The organism is Nonomuraea maheshkhaliensis, assembly GCF_039529435.1.
Classification (GTDB): Bacteria; Actinomycetota; Actinomycetes; order Streptosporangiales; family Streptosporangiaceae; genus Nonomuraea; species Nonomuraea maheshkhaliensis.
The window spans coordinates 5866-23116 of sequence record NZ_BAAAMU010000160.1; the positions used below are offsets into that span (position 1 = coordinate 5866).

Here is a 17251-nt window from a genome sequence, read left to right on the forward strand (position 1 = left end):
CCTCGACCTCGGTCAGGCGTACGGCGACGGCGCTCTCCCCGCTGCCGTGCACGAGCACGCGCCCGAGCAGGTCGGGCGCCACCTCCCAGGACGGCCGGTCGAAGAAACTCCGCGGCAGCGCGGCGGAGCTCAGCTCCCCGCGGCCCATGCCGCCTGCGCGTCGACGGACTCCCGCAGCGCGACGAGCTGGTCGCGGACGCGGTCGGGCGCGGTGCCGCCGTAGGCCTTGCGCGCGGCCAGGGCGCCGGGCACGCTGAGCACGTCGCGGACGTCGGGGGTCAGGTGCGGCGAGACCTTGACCAGCTCGTCGTCGCTCAGCTCGCCGAGGTCCTTGTCGTTGACCTGGCACCACACGACGAGGTGGCCGACGGCCTCGTGGGCCTCGCGGAACGGCACGCCGCGGCGGACCAGCAGCTCGGCCAGGTCGGTGGCCAGGGCGAACCCGTCGGGGGCCGAGGCCTCCATGCGGGCGGTGTTGATCCGCATGGTGGCGACCAGGCCGGCCATCGCGGGCAGGACGAGCAGGAGGGTGTCGACCGCGTCGAACACCGGCTCCTTGTCCTCCTGGAGGTCCCTGTTGTAGGTGAGCGGCAGGCCCTTGAGCGTGGTGAGCAGCGACATGAGGTTGCCGATGAGCCGCCCGGACTTGCCGCGGGCCAGCTCGGCGACGTCGGGGTTCTTCTTCTGCGGCATGATCGACGAGCCGGTGGAGTAGGCGTCGTCCATCTCGATCCAGCGGAACTCCTGCGAGGCCCACAGGACGATCTCCTCGCCCAGCCGCGACAGGTGCACGCCGATCATGGCCGCGTCGAACAGGAACTCGGCGGCGAAGTCGCGGTCGGCGACGGCGTCCATCGAGTTGGGCGCGGCGGCGGAGAAGCCCAGCTCCTCGGCCACGGCCTGCGGGTCGAGCGGCAGCGAGGAGCCCGCGAGGGCGCCTGAACCCAGCGGGGAGATCGCGGCGCGCTTGTCCCAGTCGGTGAGCCGGTCGACGTCACGGGCGAAGGCGTGCACGTGGGCCAGCAACTGGTGGCCGAACGAGACCGGCTGGGCGTGCTGCAGGTGGGTCATGCCGGGCGCGGCCGTGTCGGCGTGCTGCTCGGCCTGGGCCATCAGCGCCGTCTCCAGCTCGACCAGGCGTGAGACCACCGATCTGGCGTGGTCGCGCAGGTAGAGCCGCAGATCGGTGGCGATCTGGTCGTTGCGCGAGCGGCCGGCGCGCAGCTTGCCGCCGAGCGAGCCGAGCCGCTCCAGCAGGCCGCGTTCCAGCGCGGTGTGCACGTCCTCGTCGGCGACCGTCGGGCGGAACTCCCCCGCCTTGCACGCGCGCTCCAGGTCGTCGAGCGCGCCGATCATGCGGTCGAGCTCCTCGTCGCTCAGCAGCCCCGCCCTGTGCAGCACGCGGGCGTGCGCCCTGGACGCCGCCAGGTCGTACGGCACCAGCCGCCAGTCGAAGTGCACGCTCACCGACAGCCGGGCCAGCGCGTCGGACGGGCCGCTCTCGAAGCGTCCGCCCCACAGCCGCATCGGCTTGCCATCACTCACCGTCATCTCCTCCGTTTCCCCCGCGACCATAGTGCAAGTCAGTCCTTTCTCGTGTCCCGGGCCGCCGCGATCTTAGCGGGGAGGGAGAACAGCTGGACGAAGCCTTTGGCCAGGGACTGGTCGAAGGCGTCGCCGGTGTCGTACGTGGCGAGTGAGAAGTCGTACAGGGAGTCGTCGGAGCGCCGGCCCGTCACGGTGGCCCGCCCGCCGTGCAGGACCATCCTGATCTCGCCGTTGACGTGCTTCTGGGCCTCGGCGATGAAGGCGTCGAGCGCGTCCTTGAGCGGCGAGAACCACAGGCCGTCGTAGACGAGTTCGCTCCAGCGCTGGTCGACGCCGCGTTTGAAGCGGGCCAGGTCGCGCTCGACGGTGACGCTCTCCAGCTCCAGGTGCGCGGTTATGAGCGCGATGGCGCCGGGCGCCTCGTAGACCTCGCGTGACTTGATGCCGACCAGGCGGTCCTCGACCATGTCGATCCGGCCGACGCCGTGGGCGCCGGCGCGGCGGTTGAGCTCGTCGATGACCGCGTACGGGGTCATCGTCCGGCCGTCGAGGGCGACGGGGACGCCGCGGGCGAAGGTGATCACGACCTCGTCGGGGTCGCGGGGCCGGGCCGGGTCGGAGGTGTAGGAGTAGACCTCCTCGGTGGGGCCGTTCCAGATGTCTTCGAGGAAGCCGGTCTCGACGGCGCGGCCCCAGAGGTTCTGGTCGATGGAGAACGGGTTCTTCTTCGACGTCTCGATGGGCAGGCCCTTGGACTCTGCGTACTCGATGGCCTTGTCGCGCGTCCAGGCGAAGTCCCTGGCGGGGGCGATGACCTGGAGGTCGGGGGCGAGCGCGGCCAGGCCGGCCTCGAAGCGGACCTGGTCGTTGCCCTTGCCGGTGCAGCCGTGGGAGACGACGGTGCCGCCGAACCTCCTGGCCGCCGTCACCAGGTGCTTGACGATGAGCGGGCGTGAGAGGGAGGAGACCAGCGGGTAGCGGTCCATGTAGAGGGCGTTGGCCTGGAGGGCCGGCACGCAGAATTCGGCGGCGAACTCCTCCTTGGCGTCCACGACGATCGATTCGGCGGCGCCGCAGTCGATGGCCCGCTTCCTGATGGTCTCCATGTCCTCGCCGCCCTGGCCGAGGTCCACGGCGACGGCGATGACCTCGGCGTTCATCTTCTCGGCGAGGTACGGGATGGCGACCGAGGTGTCGAGCCCGCCGGAATAGGCGAGCACCACTCTGTCGGGCATGTCAGTCTCCCTGGAAGTCCGTCAGGTGCGCCGGTCGGCGACCCTCAGCAGTCAGGTGCGCCGGTCGGCGACCCTCAGCAGCGCCTCCGCGACGGCCTGCCCGCCCGCCGGGTCGCGGCTGATGACGAGGATCGTGTCGTCGCCGGCCACCGTGCCGAGGATGGACTCCCAGTCGGCGTGGTCGATGGCGGAGGCGAGGAACTGGGCCGCACCCGGCGGGGTGCGCACCATGACCAGGTTCGCCGACGCCTCGGCTCCGACGAGCAGCTCTTCCGCGATGCGGTGGAGGCGGGCGTCGGGGCTCTCGCCGCTGCCGAGGCGGGCCAGCGGGATCCTGCCGCCGCCCTCGCCGGGCAGGGCGTAGACGAGGGAGCCGTCGTCGGCGCGCAGCTTGAGCGCGCCGAGTTCGTCGAGGTCACGCGAGAGCGTGGCCTGGGTGACCTCGACGCCGCTCTCGGCGAGGAGTTTGGCCAGCTCGGGCTGGGAGCGCACGGCCTTGCGCTCCAGCAGGTCGGTGATCTTCGCCTGCCGGGCGGCCTTGGTCATCGGGATGGTCATCGGTGCGACACCAGCCAGTGGAGCAGGGCCTTCTGGGCGTGCAGGCGGTTTTCCGCCTGGTCCCACACGACGCTGCGCGGGCCTTCGAGCACCTCGTCGGTGATCTCGTAGCCGCGGTAGGCGGGCAGGCAGTGCAGCACGATCGCGTCGGGTGCGGCGTGCTCGATCAGCTCGTTGTTCACCTGGTACGGCATGAGGGCGTTCACCCGGTCCTCCTTGCCGTCCTGGCCCATCGAAACCCACGTGTCGGTGGCGATCACGTGGGCGCCCTGGACGGCGGCCACCGGGTCGGACAGCGCGAGCACCGAGCCGCCGGTCCCGGCGGCGATGGCCGCGGCCCGGTCGAGCAGGACGGCGTCCGGCTGGTAGCCGGCCGGGGCGGCGATCCGTACGTGCATCCCGGCGGTGGCGCCGCCGAGCAGGTAGGAGTGAGCCATGTTGTTGGCGCCGTCGCCCACGTAGGTGAGCGTGACGCCGGCGGTGCGGCCCAGCCGTTCGCGGACGGTCTGCAGGTCGGCGAGGATCTGGCAGGGGTGGAAGTCGTCGGTGAGCGCGTTGACGACCGGCACCTTGGAGTGGGCGGCCATCTCCTCGATCAGCGCCTGGCCGGTGGTGCGCCAGACGATGGCGGCGACCTGCCGGTCGAGCACCCTGGCCAGGTCGGAGGCCGGTTCGCCGCGGCCCATGAGCACCGAGACGTTGTCGACGACCAGCGGCAGGCCGCCCAGCTCGCCGATGCCGGTGTGGAAGGAGACGCGGGTCCTGGCCGACGGCTTGTCGAACAGGACGGCGACGGTCTGCGGCCCTTCGAAGGGACGGTAGCCGAAGCGGTCCTTCTTCATGGCGGCGGCCAGGTCGAGGACCTCCGCCTGCTCGGCGGGGGCGAGGTCGTCGTCGCGCAGGAAGTGCCTGGGGCTCATCCGGCCGCCTCCGTCAGGATGGCGGGCAGCGCCGCCACCAGGGCGTCGACTTCCTCGGCGGTCACGATGAGCGGCGGGGCGATGCGCACGGCGTCGGGTTGCACCGCGTTGACCAGGAAGCCGGCGTGGGCGGCGGCCTGCTGGACCTGGGCCGAGCGGTCGTCGGTCAGCACGGCGGCCAGCCACAGGCCGCGGCCGCGCACGCCCTTGAGCAGCGGGTGGCGGACGGACTCCAGGCCGGTGCGCAGCCGCGCGGCGACCGACTTCACGTGGTCGAGGTCGACGGTGTCGAGCACGGCGAGCGCGGCGGCGCACGAGACGGGGTTGCCGCCGAAGGTGGAGCCGTGGTCGCCCTTCTCGAACAGCCGGCCGGCGTCGCCGAAGCCGACGCACGCGCCGATGGGCAGCCCGCCGCCGAGGCCCTTGGCCAGGGTGAGGATGTCGGGGGTGACGCCGTCGGCCTGGTGGGCGAACCAGTGTCCGGTTCGGCCGATGGCCGACTGGATCTCGTCGGCGACCAGCAGGGCGCCGGTGGAGTCGCAGATCTCGCGGGCGGACTCGAAGTAGCCCGCGGGCGGCGGGACGACGCCGGCCTCGCCCTGGGTGGGCTCCAGGAAGACCGCGATGCAGTCGCCGGTGACGGCCTCCTTGAGCGCGTCGGCGTCGCCGTAAGGGACGAAGCGGACCTCGACCGGGAAGGGGCCGAACTGGTCGCGGATGGCCCGCTTGCCGGTCAGGGACAGAGCGCCGATCGTGCGGCCGTGGAAGCCGTTCTCGGCGGCGACGAAGTAGGAGCGGCCCTCGCGGCGGCCGTACTTGAGCGCGAGCTTGTACGCCGCCTCGTTGGCCTCGGTGCCGGAGTTGGCGAAGAAGACGCGGGCGGGGGCGTTCAGCAGGTCGAGGAGGCGTTCGGCGAGCCGCACCTCGGGTTCGTGCAGGAACAGGTTGCTCGTGTGCGCGATCGTGGCGACCTGCGCGGAGACGGCCTCGACGAGGGCCGGGTGGGCGTGGCCGAGCGAGCTGGTCGCGAGGCCGGCGATGAAGTCGAGGTACTGCCTGCCTTCGGCGTCCCAGACGCGGGTGCCCTCTCCGCGCGCCAGCGCTATCGGGGGGACGCCGTAATTGGGCATGAACGCGTTTTCGAACCTCGTGAACAGGTTCATGAGGGCACCACCATCGTTCCGATTCCTTCGTTGGTGAAGATCTCCAGCAGCAGCGAGTGGGACACCCGCCCGTCGAGCACGTGGGCCTGGGGAACCCCGCCCTGCACGGCCGTCAGGCAGGCCTCCATCTTGGGCACCATGCCGCTGGACAGCGTGGGCATCAGCGCCGCGAGTTCGTCGGCGGTGAGCAGGTCGATGACGTCGGTGTCGTCGGGCCAGTTGGCGTACAGGCCCTCGACGTCGGTCAGCACGATCAGTTTGTGCGCCTTGAGTGCCACGGCCAGCGCGGCGGCGGCGGTGTCGGCGTTGACGTTGTAGATCTCTCCGTCGTCGCCCCTGGCCACGCTGGAGATGACCGGGATGCGGCCGTTGTCGAGCAGGGCTTCCACCGCGCCCGGCTCGACCTTGATGATCTCGCCGACCTGGCCGATGTCGACCGGCTCGCCGTCCACGAGCGCGTGCTTGCGCACGGCGGTGAACAGGTGGGCGTCCTCCCCCGACATGCCGACGGCGAACGGGCCGTGCCGGTTGACCAGGCCGACGATGTCGCGGTTGACCTGGCCGGTGAGGACCATGCGGACGACCTGCATGGCCTCGGGCGTGGTGACGCGCAGCCCGGCGGTGAAGGTGGACTCGATGCCGAGCTGGTCGAGCGCGGTGCTGATCTGGGGGCCGCCGCCGTGCACGACGACCGGGCGCAGCCCGGCGTGGTGCAGGAAGACGACGTCCTCGGCGAAGCCCTCCTTGAGCGACTCCTCCGTCATGGCGTTGCCGCCGTACTTGATCACGACGGTGGCGCCGTGGAAGCGGGTGAGCCAGGGCAGCGCCTCGATCAGCGACTCGGCCTTGGCCTGCGCGGTGGTGAGTCTCATGAGGAGTACGCCGAGTTCTCGTGGACGTAGTCGGCCGTCAGGTCCGTGGTGTGCACGGTCGCGGTGTGCGTGCCGGCCGACAGGTCGATGGTGATCGTCACGTCACGGGGACGCATGTCCACCTTGGAACGGTCGTCGCCGACGGCGCCGCCCCGGCAGATCCAGATGCCGTTGATGGCGACGTTGAGCCGGTCGGGCTCGAACTCGGCGTCGGTGGTGCCGACGGCGGCCAGGACGCGGCCCCAGTTGGGGTCCTCGCCGTGGATGGCGCACTTGAGCAGGTTGGAACGGGCGACCGAGCGGCCGACCTTGACCGCGTCCTGCTCTGAGGCGGCGCCGACCACCTCGATGGCGATGGCCTTGGAGGCGCCCTCGGCGTCCACCAGGAGCTGCCTGGCCAGGTCGGCGCAGACCTCGTGCACCTTCTGGCCGAACTCCTCCAGGTCGGGCCGGACGCCCGAGGCGCCGCTGGCCAGCAGCAGCACGGTGTCGTTGGTGGACATGCACCCGTCGGTGTCGAGCCGGTCGAACGTCCGGGAGGTGGCCTGGCGCAGGGCGGCGTCGAGCTCCTCACTGGTCAGCTCGGCGTCGGTGGTGATCACGCAGAGCATGGTGGCCAGGGCGGGGGCGAGCATGCCCGCGCCCTTGGCCATGCCGCCGACCATGTAGCCGCTGCCGCGCCGGAACGAGATCTTGGAGACGGTGTCGGTGGTGCGGATCGCGTCGGCCGCGGCCAGGCCGCCGTCGCGGGAGAGCTGGCCCGCGGCGTTCTCGACGCCGGCCAGCAGCGCGTCCATGGGCAGCCGCTCGCCGATGAGCCCGGTCGAGCAGACGGCGATCTCGCCCGCGGAGTCCGCCAGCACCTCGGCGGCCTTCTCGGCGGTGGCGTGCGTGTCCTGGAAGCCCTCGGGGCCGGTGCAGGCGTTGGCGCCGCCCGAGTTGAGCACCACCGCGCGCAGCCGCCCGCCCGACAGGACCTGCTGCGACCACAGCACGGGGGCGGCCTTGACCCGGTTGGCGGTGAAGACGCCCGCGGCGGCGCGGCTGGGGCCGTCGTTGACGACGAGGGCCAGGTCACGGGCGTCGCCCGACTTGATCCCCGCGGCCACTCCTGCCGCTCTGAAGCCCAAGGGGGCGGTGACACTCATGCGTCCTCCTTCGCCGGCCGCGCAAGTGTCGGGCACGCTCGCTCGTTGGTTCCTTCGCTGCGCTCTCTCACGGAGCAACTCCTGTCAGGGGGAGGCCGAGCTCTTCCGGCAGGCCGAGGGCGAGGTTCACGCTCTGGATCGCGCCCCCTGCCGTGCCCTTGGTGAGGTTGTCGATGGCGATGACGGCGACCACGCGGCCCGCGCGCTCGTCGAGCGTCACCTGAAGGGCGGCGGTGTTGGCGCCGTAGGTCATGGAGGTGGCGGGCCAGGTGCCCTCGGGCAGCAGCCGGACGAAGGGCTCGCCCTTGAGCGCGACCTCGTACGCCGAGCGCAGCGCCTCCTTGGTGAGGCCGGGCGCGGCCGGGGCGGAGCAGGTGGCGAGGATCCCCCGGCTCATGGGGGCCAGAGTCGGGGTGAACGACACCCGGACGGGCGTGCCCGCGACGGACGACAGGCCCTGCTCCATCTCGGGGGTGTGGCGGTGGACGCCGCCCACGGAGTAGGCGCTGACCGAGCCCATGACCTCGCTGCCGAGCAGGTTGGGCTTGAGCGCGCGGCCTGCGCCGCTGGTGCCGCTGGCGGCCACCACGACCACGTCGGGCCCGGCGAGCCCGGCGGCGAACGCGGGCGCCAGGGCGAGCAGGACGGAGGTCGGGTAGCAGCCGGGCACGGCGATGCGCTTGGCCGACTTGAGGATCTCGCGCTGGCCGGGCAGCTCGGGCAGGCCGTAGGGCCAGGTGCCGGCGTGCTCGCCGCCGTAGAACTCCTGCCAGGCGGCCGGGTCGGTGAGCCGGTGGTCGGCGCCGCAGTCGACCACGATCGTCTCCTCACCGAGCTGGGCGGCGACGGCGGCGGAGTGGCCGTGCGGCAGGGCCAGGAAGACGACGTCGTGCCCGGCGAGCGTGTCGGCCGTGGTGTCCTCAAGGACGCGGTCGGCGAGCTGCGGCAGGTGGGGTTGCGACGCGCCCAGGAGGCTGCCCGCGCTGGAGGCGGCGGTGAGCGCGCCGATCTCGATCTCGGGGTGGGTGAGCAGCAGGCGGAGCAGCTCCCCTCCCGCGTAGCCGCTGGCTCCCGCGATGGCTGCCCTCATCCAAGCCCTCCTGCATGATTATGCATCATCACTCATAACTTTGCTTGTGAAGATGATGCACTCTAGGAAATGAACATGCAAGCCGGGAGGGGCGTGGTGCCCGCATCGTGAGACTTGTCACCTGCGGGTGAGCTCCAGGGCAGCGCCGTGGGGTCGGAGGCCATGACCGGGTTCATGTCCGATTTCACCGTCCGCTACACGTGAAAGTGCTCCAGGGCACACCAATGCCCTGTGTGTGTCTCCTGCGGCCGTGTCCAGGAACGCCGGAGGCCGCCGTGACCGGGACGGGTCACGGCGGCCGGAATCAACGGCGTGCCGAACCGGGATCGGCGCGGCGAAAGCGACGATCCGCCGTCGTCAGCGCAGGAAGGCGGCGGCCACGCCCGCGTCGACCGGGACGTGCAGCCCGGTGGTGTGGGTCAGGTCGCTGCCGGTGAGGGCGAAGACGGCGTTGGCCACGTGCTCGGGCAGGACCTCGCGCTTGAGCAGCGTCCGCTGCGCGTAGAACTCGCCCAGTCTCTCCTCCTCCACCCCGTACACGGCGGCCCGGTTGGCGCCCCAGCCGGAGGCGAAGATGCCGGAGCCGCGGACGACGCCGTCGGGGTTGACGCCGTTGACCCTGATGCCGTGGGCGCCGAGCTCGGCCGCGAGCAGCCGTACCTGGTGGGCCTGGTCGGCCTTGGCGGCGCCGTAGGCGACGTTGTTCGGGCCGGCGAAGACGGCGTTCTTGGAGGAGATGTAGACGATGTCGCCGCCCATCGCCTGGTCGATCATGACCCTGGCCGTCTCGCGCGAGACCAGGAACGAGCCGCGCGCCATGACGTCGTGCTGCAGGTCCCAGTCGGCCGCTGTCGTCTCCAGCAGCGCCCGCGACAGCGACAGGCCGGCGTTGTTGACGACCAGGTCGACGCCGCCGAAGGCGAGCACGCCCGCGCGCACCGCCGCGGCGATCTGCTCCTCGGAGGTGACGTCCACGCCGACCGCCACGGCCACGTCGGCCGCCCGGTACGCGGACGCGCCGATCTCGGCGGCCACCTTCTCCGCCACCTGCAGGTCGTGGTCGGCCACGATCATCCACGCGCCCTCGGCGGCCAGCCGGCGCGCGGTGGCCGCGCCGATGCCGGACCCGCCGCCCGTCACCAGCGCCACCCGGGTGGCCAGCGGCTTGGGCCTGGGCATGCGGCGCAGCTTGGCCTCCTCCAGTTCCCAGTACTCGATGCGGAACTTCTCCGACTCGGGGATGGGGGCGTAGGACGAGACGGACTCGGCGCCGCGCATGACGTTGATCGCGTTGACGTAGAACTCGCCGGCCACGCGGGCGGTCTGCTTGTCCTTGCCGAAGGAGAACATGCCGACGCCGGGCACCAGCACGATCGCCGGGTCGGCGCCGCGCATCGGCGGGGAATCCGGCCCCGCGTGCCGCTCGTAGTAGGCCGTGTAGTCCGCGCGGTAGGCGGCGTGCAGCTCGCGCAGCCGCTCGGCCACCCGCTCCAGCGGCGCGTCCGGCGGCAGGTCGAGCACCATCGGCGCGACCTTGGTGCGCAGGAAGTGGTCGGGGCAGGACGTGCCCAGCGCCGCCAGCCTCGGGTGCTCGGCCCGCGTGACGAAGTCCAGCACCTCGGCCGAGTCGGTGTAGTGGCCGACCACGCGCACGTCGGTGGAGGCCAGGCCGCGCACGATCGGGAACAGCGCGGCGGCCCGCTCGTGCCGCTCGGCCTCCGGCAGGGTGTCGTGCACGACCGCGCCGAAGGGGTCGGGGCGGCCGTGCTCGGCCAGGTACGCCTCCGCCGTGCGGATGATCTCCAGCGAGCGCGACTCGCACTCCTGCGAGGTCGCCCCCCACGCGGTGATGCCGTGGCCGCCGAGAACGCAGCCGATCGCCTGCGGGTTCGCCTCCTTGATGGCGGCGATGTCCAGGCCGAGCTGGAAGCCCGGCCGGCGCCACGGCACCCACACGACCCGGTCGCCGAAGACGCGCCCGGTCAGCTCCCCGCCGTCGGCGGCGGTCGCGATGGCGATGCCGGCGTCGGGGTGCAGGTGGTCCACGTGGCCGGCCTCGACCAGGGCGTGCATGGCGGTGTCGATCGACGGCGCGGCGCCGCCCTTGCCGTGCAGGCAGTAGTCGAAGGCCGCCACCATCTCGTCCTCGCGCTCCACGCCCGGGTAGACGCCCTTGAGCGCGCGCAGCCGGTCGAGGCGGAGCACGGCCAGGCCCTGCTCCTTCAGCGTGCCGAGGTCGCCGCCCGAGCCCTTGACCCAGAGCAGCTCCGTCTCCTCGCCGGTGACGGGGTCGGGCGCGGCGCCCTTGGCCGAGGTGTTGCCGCCCGCGAAGTTCGTGTTGCGCGGGTCGGCCCCCAGGCGATGAGAGCGTTCCAGCAGGTCGCGTACGGTGTCGTCAGAAGTTCGCTTGTCCATCGTGGTGCTAGGCCCCCCAGCCGGCCTGCTGGCCGCCGACACGCTCGGCGGCGATCTTCTCGAAGTATCCGGACTTGGCGTAGGCGGCCATCGGGTCGGGCGCGAGACCGCGCTCCTCGCGCAGCTCGGCGAGCAGCGGCCGCACGTCGGTGTTGTAGGCGTCCATGAACACGGCGTTCGCGCCCAGCACGTCGCCCTCGGCCTGGGCGGCGGCCAGCGCGTCGCGGTCCACGAGCAGCGCCTTGGCGGTGGCCTCCTGCACGTTCATGACCGAGCGGATCTGGCCCGGGATCTTGGGCTCGATGTTGTGGCACTGGTCGAGCATGAACGCCACGCCCGTCCCGGCGTCCAGGCCGCCGCCGCGCACGACCTCGTACATGATGCGGAACAGCTGGAACGGGTCGGCCGCGCCCACCATGAGGTCGTCGTCGGCGTAGAAGCGGGAGTTGAAGTCGAACCCGCCGAGCTTGCCCTCACGCAGCAGGAACGCCACGATGAACTCGATGTTGGTGCCCGGCGCGTGGTGGCCGGTGTCGACCACGACCTGCGCCTTGGGGCCCAGCTTGACGCAGTGGGCGTAGGCGGTGCCCCAGTCGGGCACGTCGGTGGCGTAGAAGGCCGGCTCGAACAGCTTGTACTCCAGCAGGAACCGCTGGCCCTCGCCGAGGCGGTCGTAGACCTCGGCCAGCGACTCGGCCAGGCGGTCCTGGCGGGCCCTGATGTCGTCCTGGCCCGGGTAGTTGATGCCGTCGGAGAACCACAGCTTGAGGGTGCCGGAGCCGGTGGCGTCCATGATGTCGACGCATTCGAGCAGGTGGTCGGTCGCCTTGCGGCGGACCCGCCCCGAGGGGTGGGTGACGCTGCCGAGCATGTAGTCGTCGTCCTGGAAGACGTTGGAGTTGATCGCGCCGATGCCCACGCCCAGCTCGCGGGCGTGGCGGGCCAGGTCGGCGTAGTCGTCGACCTTGTCCCACGGGATGTGCAGGGCGACCGTGGGGGCGATGCCGGTGTAGGCGTGCACCTGGGCGGCGTCGGCCAGCTTCTCGTACGGGTCGCGCGGCACCCCCTTCTGGGCGAACACCTTGAACCGGGTGCCGCTGTTGCCGTAGGCCCAGGACGGCGTCTCGATGTGCTGCGCCAGCAGCGTGGCCTTGATGTCAGTCATAGCTCCCCGATCAATCCAGGTGGAACACTTCGGTCAGCGGTGTCATGCCCTCGTCGGGGCGGCCGTCGAGGCCCTCGAAGAACGGCGCCATCTCGGCCTGCCACCGGGCGTTGACCTCGGTCTCGGCCATCGCCTTCTGGGCCGCCTCAAAGTCGTCGGTCTCCAGGTAGCCGACGAGCAGGCCGTCGTCCCTGAGGAAGAGCGAGTAGTTGTGCCAGCCGGTGCGCGACAGCGCCGCTCGCATCTCCGGCCAGACGTCGCGGTGGCGTTCGCGGTACTCCGCCAGCCGCTCTGGGCGGACTTTCAGCAGGAAGCAGACGCGTTGCACTGACAATCCCTTCAAAACGTTTTAATCCTTCGTGCAGGAAACTATGATTCCTGCTGCCCGCTGTCAATGCGCCGTCCGCCGTACTCAGGGAGCGCGGGTGACCAGGGGGATGACCAGGGCGTCCCCGGCCGGGACGGTGACCGCCTCGCCCGCCTCCGTGGTCACCGTGGCGTCCCGGTCCGTGTGGTTGATCGCGAACAGGAACGAGCGCCCGTCGGCGTGGGAGCGCCGTACGACCTCGACGCCGGGCACGCTCGCGGCGGGCGGCGCCACCTCCGCCTCGCGGCAGACGGTGGCCAGCACCTCGGCCAGCGCGGCGTCGTCGAGCACCGTGGTCAGGTAGTGCGCGGCGCCGTCGCCGTAGTCGTTGCGGGTCCAGGCCGGCTCGCCGGAGACGTAGGTGTCGAGCACCTTCGCGGTGGTGGCCTGCGCGGCCTCGCTCCACACGGTCCCGGTCGCGCCCGAGGCCAGCCGGATCGGCGCGGCCAGGGGGAAGAACTCCTCGGTGCTGACGCCGAGCAGGTCCCGCCAGGCGCCGGGGTAGCCGCCCAGCCGCACCCGGTCGTGCTCGTCCACGATCCCGCTGTACGGGCCCACGAGCACGACCCCGCCCCGCCGGGCGAACTCCTCCAGGTTGGCCGCCCCCGCGTCGCTCACCAGGTAGAGCTGGGGCACCAGGACCAGGCGGTAGCCGGACAGATCCCCTTCGGGGTGGGCCACGTCGCAGGTGACGCCGGCCCGCCAGAGCGCGGCGTGCCAGCGCTTGGCCTCCTCCACGGGGTCGAGGTCGACGGTCGGCTGGGCCGGGTGGTCCTGCGCCCACACGCTGGAGTGGTCGACGAGCAGGGCGACGTCGGCCGTGACCGTGCTGCCCGCCACCTCGGCCAGCGAGGCCAGCTCCGCGCCCAGCGCCACGACCTCGCGCCAGACCTTGGTGCCGGTGCCCGCGTGCGGCAGCATCGCCGAGTGCCACTTCTCGGCGCCCGCCCGCGACTGCCGCCACTGGAAGAACATGATCCCGTCCGCGCCCCTGGCCAGGTGGGACAGCGAGTTGCGGCGCAGCTCGCCGGGGGTCTTGGCGAGGTTGCGCGGCTGCCAGTTGACCGCGCTGGTCGAGTGCTCCATCAGCAGCCAGGGCCGGCCGCCGTTGAGCGAGCGGGCGTAGTCGGCGGCGAAGGCCAGGTCGACGTGCGGCTCGGGGCGGGCGCCGAGCAGGTAGTGGTCGGTCGAGACCACGTCCACCTCGGCGGCGAAGGCCCAGGCGTCCATGTCCCAGTGCGCGCCGGCCATCAGGTTGGTGGTCGCGGGCACGCCGGGGGTCAGCTCCCTGAGCAGGTCGCGCTCGGCCACGTACAGCTCGACGAGGGCGTCGGAGCTGAAGCGGCGGAAGTCGAGCTGCTGGCCCGGGTTGGGGAAGCTGGGGGTGGCGCGGGGCGGCAGGATCTGCGCCCAGTCGCCGTAGCGCTGCGACCAGAACGCGGTGCCCCAGGCGTCGTTGAGCGCGTCGAGCGTGGCGTAATGGGCGCGCAGCCAGGCGCGGAAGGCCGCCGCCGAGGTGTCGCAGTAGCAGCGGGCGTTGTGGCAGCCGTACTCGTTGTGCACGTGCCACAGCGCCAGCGCCGGATGGTCGCGGTAGCGCGTGGCCACCTGCTCGGCGATGCGCAGCGCCTTCTCGCGGTAGATCGGCGAGCTGGGGCAGAATCCCTGCCTGCTGCCGTGGTGCAGCCGGCGGCCGTCGGCGTCCACCGGTAGCGCCTCGGGGTAGGCGTCGGCGAACCAGGGCGGCGGTGCGGCGGTGGGGGTTGCCAGGTTGGCCCGGATGCCGTTGCCGGCCAGCAGGTCCATCACCCGGTCGAACCAGCCGAAGTCGAACACGCCCTCGGCGGGCTCGATCAGCGACCAGGAGAAGATCCCGACGCTGACCCGGTTGACGCCGGCCTCGCGCATCAGCGCGACGTCCTGCTCCCACGTCTCCTCGGGCCACTGCTCCGGGTTCCAGTCGCCGCCGTACGCGATGACTTCCGGGACATCCGGCATGAAGCCTGCCTTTCAAGGATGGACTGTTAGCGCTCACAGTCTGTTACGCCGATGTTTATGGTGGATTAAAACGTTCTCTCCCCGCAGCCACAAGACCCCGGCCACCGCCGGACGGAAAATCGCCGCTGATCAGCCGATGACTTTGCGATCACGCCGGACCGCTACGATGAGGGTGTAGAGGCGCCCGCTGAGGGCCGGAATGCCTGCTGACAACGGCAAGGCGACTGGCGCGGGGTCGGTTAGTACGTTTTAATTGGGCCCCATGGCCATGGTCAGCATCAAGGACGTCGCCGCGCACGCAGGCGTCTCCCCCGGCACGGTCTCCAATGTACTGAACCGGCCCGGCAAGGTCGCCCCCGCCACCCGCGAGCGGGTCGAGGCCGCGATCGACGAGCTGGGGTTCGTCCGCCACGGCTCCGCCTCGACGCTGCGCGCCGGGCACAGCAGGACGATCGGCCTGAGCGTGATCGACATCGGCAACCCCTTCTTCACCGAGGTCGCCGCCGGGGTCGAGGACGTGGCCAGCGAGCTGGGCTACGCGGTCATCCTGGGCAACTCGGCCGGCTCGGTGGACAAGGAGGACCGCAACCTGCGCGTGCTGGCCGAGCACCGGGTGCGCGGCGTGCTGATCACCCCCTCGGGCGAGGACCCGGCCAGGCTCGACCGGCTGCGCGGGCACGGCATCAGCGTGGTGCTGGTCGACCATCCCGCGCACCGGCCCGACCAGTGCGCGGTGGCCGTGGACGACGTCGCCGGCGGCCGGGCCGCGGTGGCGCACCTGCTGGCCAGGGGCGCGCGCAGCGTCGCCTACGTGACCGGCCCGCTGACCATCAGGCAGTGCGTGGAGCGGCGCGAGGGGGCCAAGGCCGCGCTGGGGGCCGCGGGGCTCGACCCCGGCGACCTGGTGGTGGCGGAGGCCGCCACGATGTCGGCCACCGCGGGCGAGAAGGCGGCCGCCGACCTGATCGCGAAGGGACTGCCCGAGGCCGTCTTCTGCGCCAACGACCTGCTCGCGCTCGGCGTGCTGCGGGCGCTGCTGCGGTCCGGGGTGCGGGTTCCCGAGGACGTGGCGCTGATCGGCTACGACGACATCGACTTCGCCGCCGCCTCGACCGTGTCGCTCAGCTCGATGCGGCAGCCCACCTACCAGCTCGGCCGGATCGCCACCGAGCTGCTGCTCGACGAGTGCGCCAACCCCGAGACCCACGCGCACCAGCACATCATGTTCCAGCCGGAGCTCGTCGCCAGGGAGTCCACGCAGTGAGCCGCCGTTTCGCCGCCGTCGACCTGGGCGCCTCCAGTGGCCGGGTGATGCTGGCCGACCTGTCCGACGGGCTCAGCCTGACCGAGGCGCACCGCTTCCCCAACGGCCCCGTACGGGTGGCGGGCCGCCTCTACTGGGACATCCTCGGCCTCTACCGGGAGATCCTGGCCGGCCTGCGTGCCGCCGGGCCCGTCTCCTCCATCGGCGTCGACTCGTGGGCGGTGGACTACGGGCTGCTCGACGAGTCGGGCGCGCTGCTGGGCAACCCGGTGCACTACCGCGACGACCGCACGCGGGGCGTGGCCGAGCGGGTGGCCGGCGCGGTCGGGGCGGAGAGGCTGTACGACGTGTCGGGGCTGCAGGTGCTGCCGTTCAACACGATCTACCAGCTGCTGGCCGACCGGCTCGACGGGGCGGCCACGATGCTGCTCGTCCCCGACCTGATCGGCTACTGGCTGACCGGCGAGGCGGGCGCCGAGGTGACCAACGCCTCGACCACGGGCCTGCTCGACGTGCGCACGCGCTCCTGGGCCACGTCCCTGATCGAGGAGCTGGGACTGCCCGCCGGGATCTTCCCGCCGCTGCGGCAGCCGGGCGAGGCGCTCGGCGGCCTGCGGCGCGACGTGGCGGCCGAGATCGGCTGGTCGGCGCCGGTCAGGGCGGTGGGCTCGCACGACACCGCCTCCGCGGTGGCCGCGGTCCCCGCCGCCGGTCCCGCGTTCGCCTACATCTCCTGCGGCACCTGGTCGCTGGCCGGGGTGGAGCTGCCGGGCCCGGTCCTCACCCCCGAGAGCCGGGCGGCGAACTTCACCAACGAGGCCGGCATCGACGGCACCGTCCGCTATCTGCGCAACGTGATGGGCCTGTGGCTGCTGCAGGAGTGCCTGCGTGCCTGGCCCGGCTCCGACCTGGGCGAGCTGCTGGCCGCCGCGGCGGGCGAGAAGCCGTTCGCGGCCGTGGTGAACCCCGACGAGCCGGTGTTCCTCCCGCCGGGCGACATGCCGGCCAGGATCGCCGACGAGTGCCGCCGCACCGGCCAGCTCCCGCCCTCCTCCCCCGCCGCCTACGTGCGGTGCGTGCTGGAGAGCCTGGCGCTCGGGCACCGGCTGGCCGTGCGGCAGGCGATGGAGCTGTCCGGGCGCGAGGCCGAGGTGATCCACCTCGTCGGCGGCGGGTCGCGCAACGAGGTGCTGTGCCAGTTCACCGCCGACGCCTGCGGGCTGCCCGTGGTGGCCGGGCCCGCCGAGGCGACCGCGCTCGGCAACGTGCTGGTGCAGGCGCGGGCGGCGGGGCTGGTCGCCGGTCTGGAGGAGATGCGCTCGCTGGTGGCCTACTCCCAGCCGCTGCGCCGCTACGAGCCGTCCGGCGCCGCGGGCGCCTGGGACGAGGCGGCCGCCCGGGTGTTCTGACCTGGCGGTTTTCCTCCCGCTCTGCCCGGGCAGGACTCGGGCCGGGGACATCGGGGGGTGTCATGGATCTGGGGGGGGCGCTGCTGTGGCCGGTCAGCC

14 protein-coding genes and 1 pseudogene are annotated in these 17251 nt (G+C 72.1%); 2 read left to right on the forward strand and 13 right to left on the reverse strand.

Features of this window, described 5'->3' with window-relative positions:
- From ABFX54_RS50495 to ABFX54_RS50555, 13 genes and pseudogenes are all read right to left on the reverse strand, one after another.
- A pseudogene (locus ABFX54_RS50495) lies at positions 1-148 on the reverse strand (DNA-3-methyladenine glycosylase); the annotation flags it as partial.
- Positions 130-1551, reverse strand: a complete 1422-nt coding sequence (gene argH, locus ABFX54_RS50500; RefSeq protein WP_346114357.1) for an argininosuccinate lyase — start codon at positions 1549-1551, stop codon at positions 130-132. The pseudogene ABFX54_RS50495 and the gene argH, both read right to left, overlap by 19 nt.
- A gap of 32 nt (positions 1552-1583) precedes the next feature.
- The gene (locus ABFX54_RS50505) at positions 1584-2783 is read right to left on the reverse strand and encodes an argininosuccinate synthase (protein WP_346114358.1); all 1200 of its coding nucleotides are present in this window, start codon (positions 2781-2783) and stop codon (positions 1584-1586) included.
- Between the two features lie 51 nt (positions 2784-2834).
- Positions 2835-3341: an arginine repressor gene (locus tag ABFX54_RS50510; protein WP_346114359.1), complete on the reverse strand. Its 507-nt coding sequence runs from the start codon at positions 3339-3341 to the stop codon at positions 2835-2837.
- Positions 3338-4261, reverse strand: a complete 924-nt coding sequence (argF, locus tag ABFX54_RS50515; protein WP_346114360.1) for an ornithine carbamoyltransferase — start codon at positions 4259-4261, stop codon at positions 3338-3340. Before argF ends, ABFX54_RS50510 begins: the two co-directional genes overlap by 4 nt.
- Positions 4258-5424: an acetylornithine transaminase gene (locus tag ABFX54_RS50520; RefSeq protein ID WP_346114361.1), complete on the reverse strand. Its 1167-nt coding sequence runs from the start codon at positions 5422-5424 to the stop codon at positions 4258-4260. Before ABFX54_RS50520 ends, argF begins: the two co-directional genes overlap by 4 nt.
- Complete coding sequence (gene argB / locus ABFX54_RS50525) at positions 5421-6296, reverse strand: acetylglutamate kinase (protein WP_346114362.1); 876 nt, start codon at positions 6294-6296, stop codon at positions 5421-5423. Before argB ends, ABFX54_RS50520 begins: the two co-directional genes overlap by 4 nt.
- Entirely contained in the window at positions 6293-7444 is a 1152-nt protein-coding gene (argJ, locus tag ABFX54_RS50530) for a bifunctional glutamate N-acetyltransferase/amino-acid acetyltransferase ArgJ (RefSeq protein WP_346114363.1), read from the reverse strand. Before argJ ends, argB begins: the two co-directional genes overlap by 4 nt.
- Positions 7445-7511: 67 nt before the next feature.
- Entirely contained in the window at positions 7512-8534 is a 1023-nt protein-coding gene (gene argC, locus ABFX54_RS50535; RefSeq protein WP_346114365.1) for an N-acetyl-gamma-glutamyl-phosphate reductase, read from the reverse strand.
- Between the two features lie 357 nt (positions 8535-8891).
- Entirely contained in the window at positions 8892-10949 is a 2058-nt protein-coding gene (locus tag ABFX54_RS50540) for a bifunctional aldolase/short-chain dehydrogenase (protein WP_346114366.1), read from the reverse strand.
- A gap of 7 nt (positions 10950-10956) precedes the next feature.
- On the reverse strand, positions 10957-12114 hold the full coding sequence (rhaI, locus tag ABFX54_RS50545; RefSeq protein ID WP_346114367.1) for an L-rhamnose isomerase: 1158 nt from the start codon (positions 12112-12114) through the stop codon (positions 10957-10959).
- A 10-nt stretch (positions 12115-12124) separates the two neighbouring features.
- Positions 12125-12442, reverse strand: a complete 318-nt coding sequence (locus tag ABFX54_RS50550) for an L-rhamnose mutarotase (protein WP_346114371.1) — start codon at positions 12440-12442, stop codon at positions 12125-12127.
- Positions 12443-12526: 84 nt separating this feature from the next.
- Positions 12527-14479 carry a beta-galactosidase gene (locus ABFX54_RS50555; protein WP_346114369.1) on the reverse strand — a complete coding sequence of 651 codons (1953 nt, stop codon included), beginning with the start codon at positions 14477-14479 and terminating at the stop codon, positions 12527-12529.
- Positions 14480-14741: 262 nt separating this feature from the next.
- On the opposite strand from ABFX54_RS50555, the gene ABFX54_RS50560 reads away from it, so the two are divergent.
- Positions 14742-15743, forward strand: coding sequence for a LacI family DNA-binding transcriptional regulator (locus ABFX54_RS50560; RefSeq protein ID WP_346114370.1), 1002 nt, complete (start codon positions 14742-14744; stop codon positions 15741-15743).
- Positions 15740-17152, forward strand: a complete 1413-nt coding sequence (locus ABFX54_RS50565) for a rhamnulokinase (RefSeq protein WP_428834658.1) — start codon at positions 15740-15742, stop codon at positions 17150-17152. The genes ABFX54_RS50560 and ABFX54_RS50565 overlap by 4 nt, the downstream gene beginning before the upstream one ends.
- Positions 17153-17251: the final 99 nt, after the last annotated feature.

Excerpts from the sequence above, each read along its gene's own strand:
- argC (WP_346114365.1), bottom strand. The coding sequence starts at position 8,534 with ATGAGGGCAGCCATCGCGGGAGCCAGCGGCTACGCGGGAGGGGAGCTG.
- argH (WP_346114357.1), bottom strand. The coding sequence starts at position 1,551 with ATGACGGTGAGTGATGGCAAGCCGATGCGGCTGTGGGGCGGACGCTTC.
- ABFX54_RS50510 (WP_346114359.1), bottom strand. The coding sequence starts at position 3,341 with ATGACCATCCCGATGACCAAGGCCGCCCGGCAGGCGAAGATCACCGAC.
- rhaI (WP_346114367.1), bottom strand. The coding sequence starts at position 12,114 with ATGACTGACATCAAGGCCACGCTGCTGGCGCAGCACATCGAGACGCCG.
- ABFX54_RS50520 (WP_346114361.1), bottom strand. The coding sequence starts at position 5,424 with ATGAACCTGTTCACGAGGTTCGAAAACGCGTTCATGCCCAATTACGGC.
- argJ (WP_346114363.1), bottom strand. The coding sequence starts at position 7,444 with ATGAGTGTCACCGCCCCCTTGGGCTTCAGAGCGGCAGGAGTGGCCGCG.
- ABFX54_RS50555 (WP_346114369.1), bottom strand. The coding sequence starts at position 14,479 with ATGCCGGATGTCCCGGAAGTCATCGCGTACGGCGGCGACTGGAACCCG.
- ABFX54_RS50560 (WP_346114370.1), top strand. The coding sequence starts at position 14,742 with ATGGCCATGGTCAGCATCAAGGACGTCGCCGCGCACGCAGGCGTCTCC.
- ABFX54_RS50505 (WP_346114358.1), bottom strand. The coding sequence starts at position 2,783 with ATGCCCGACAGAGTGGTGCTCGCCTATTCCGGCGGGCTCGACACCTCG.
- ABFX54_RS50540 (WP_346114366.1), bottom strand. The coding sequence starts at position 10,949 with ATGGACAAGCGAACTTCTGACGACACCGTACGCGACCTGCTGGAACGC.
- argF (WP_346114360.1), bottom strand. The coding sequence starts at position 4,261 with ATGAGCCCCAGGCACTTCCTGCGCGACGACGACCTCGCCCCCGCCGAG.
- argB (WP_346114362.1), bottom strand. The coding sequence starts at position 6,296 with ATGAGACTCACCACCGCGCAGGCCAAGGCCGAGTCGCTGATCGAGGCG.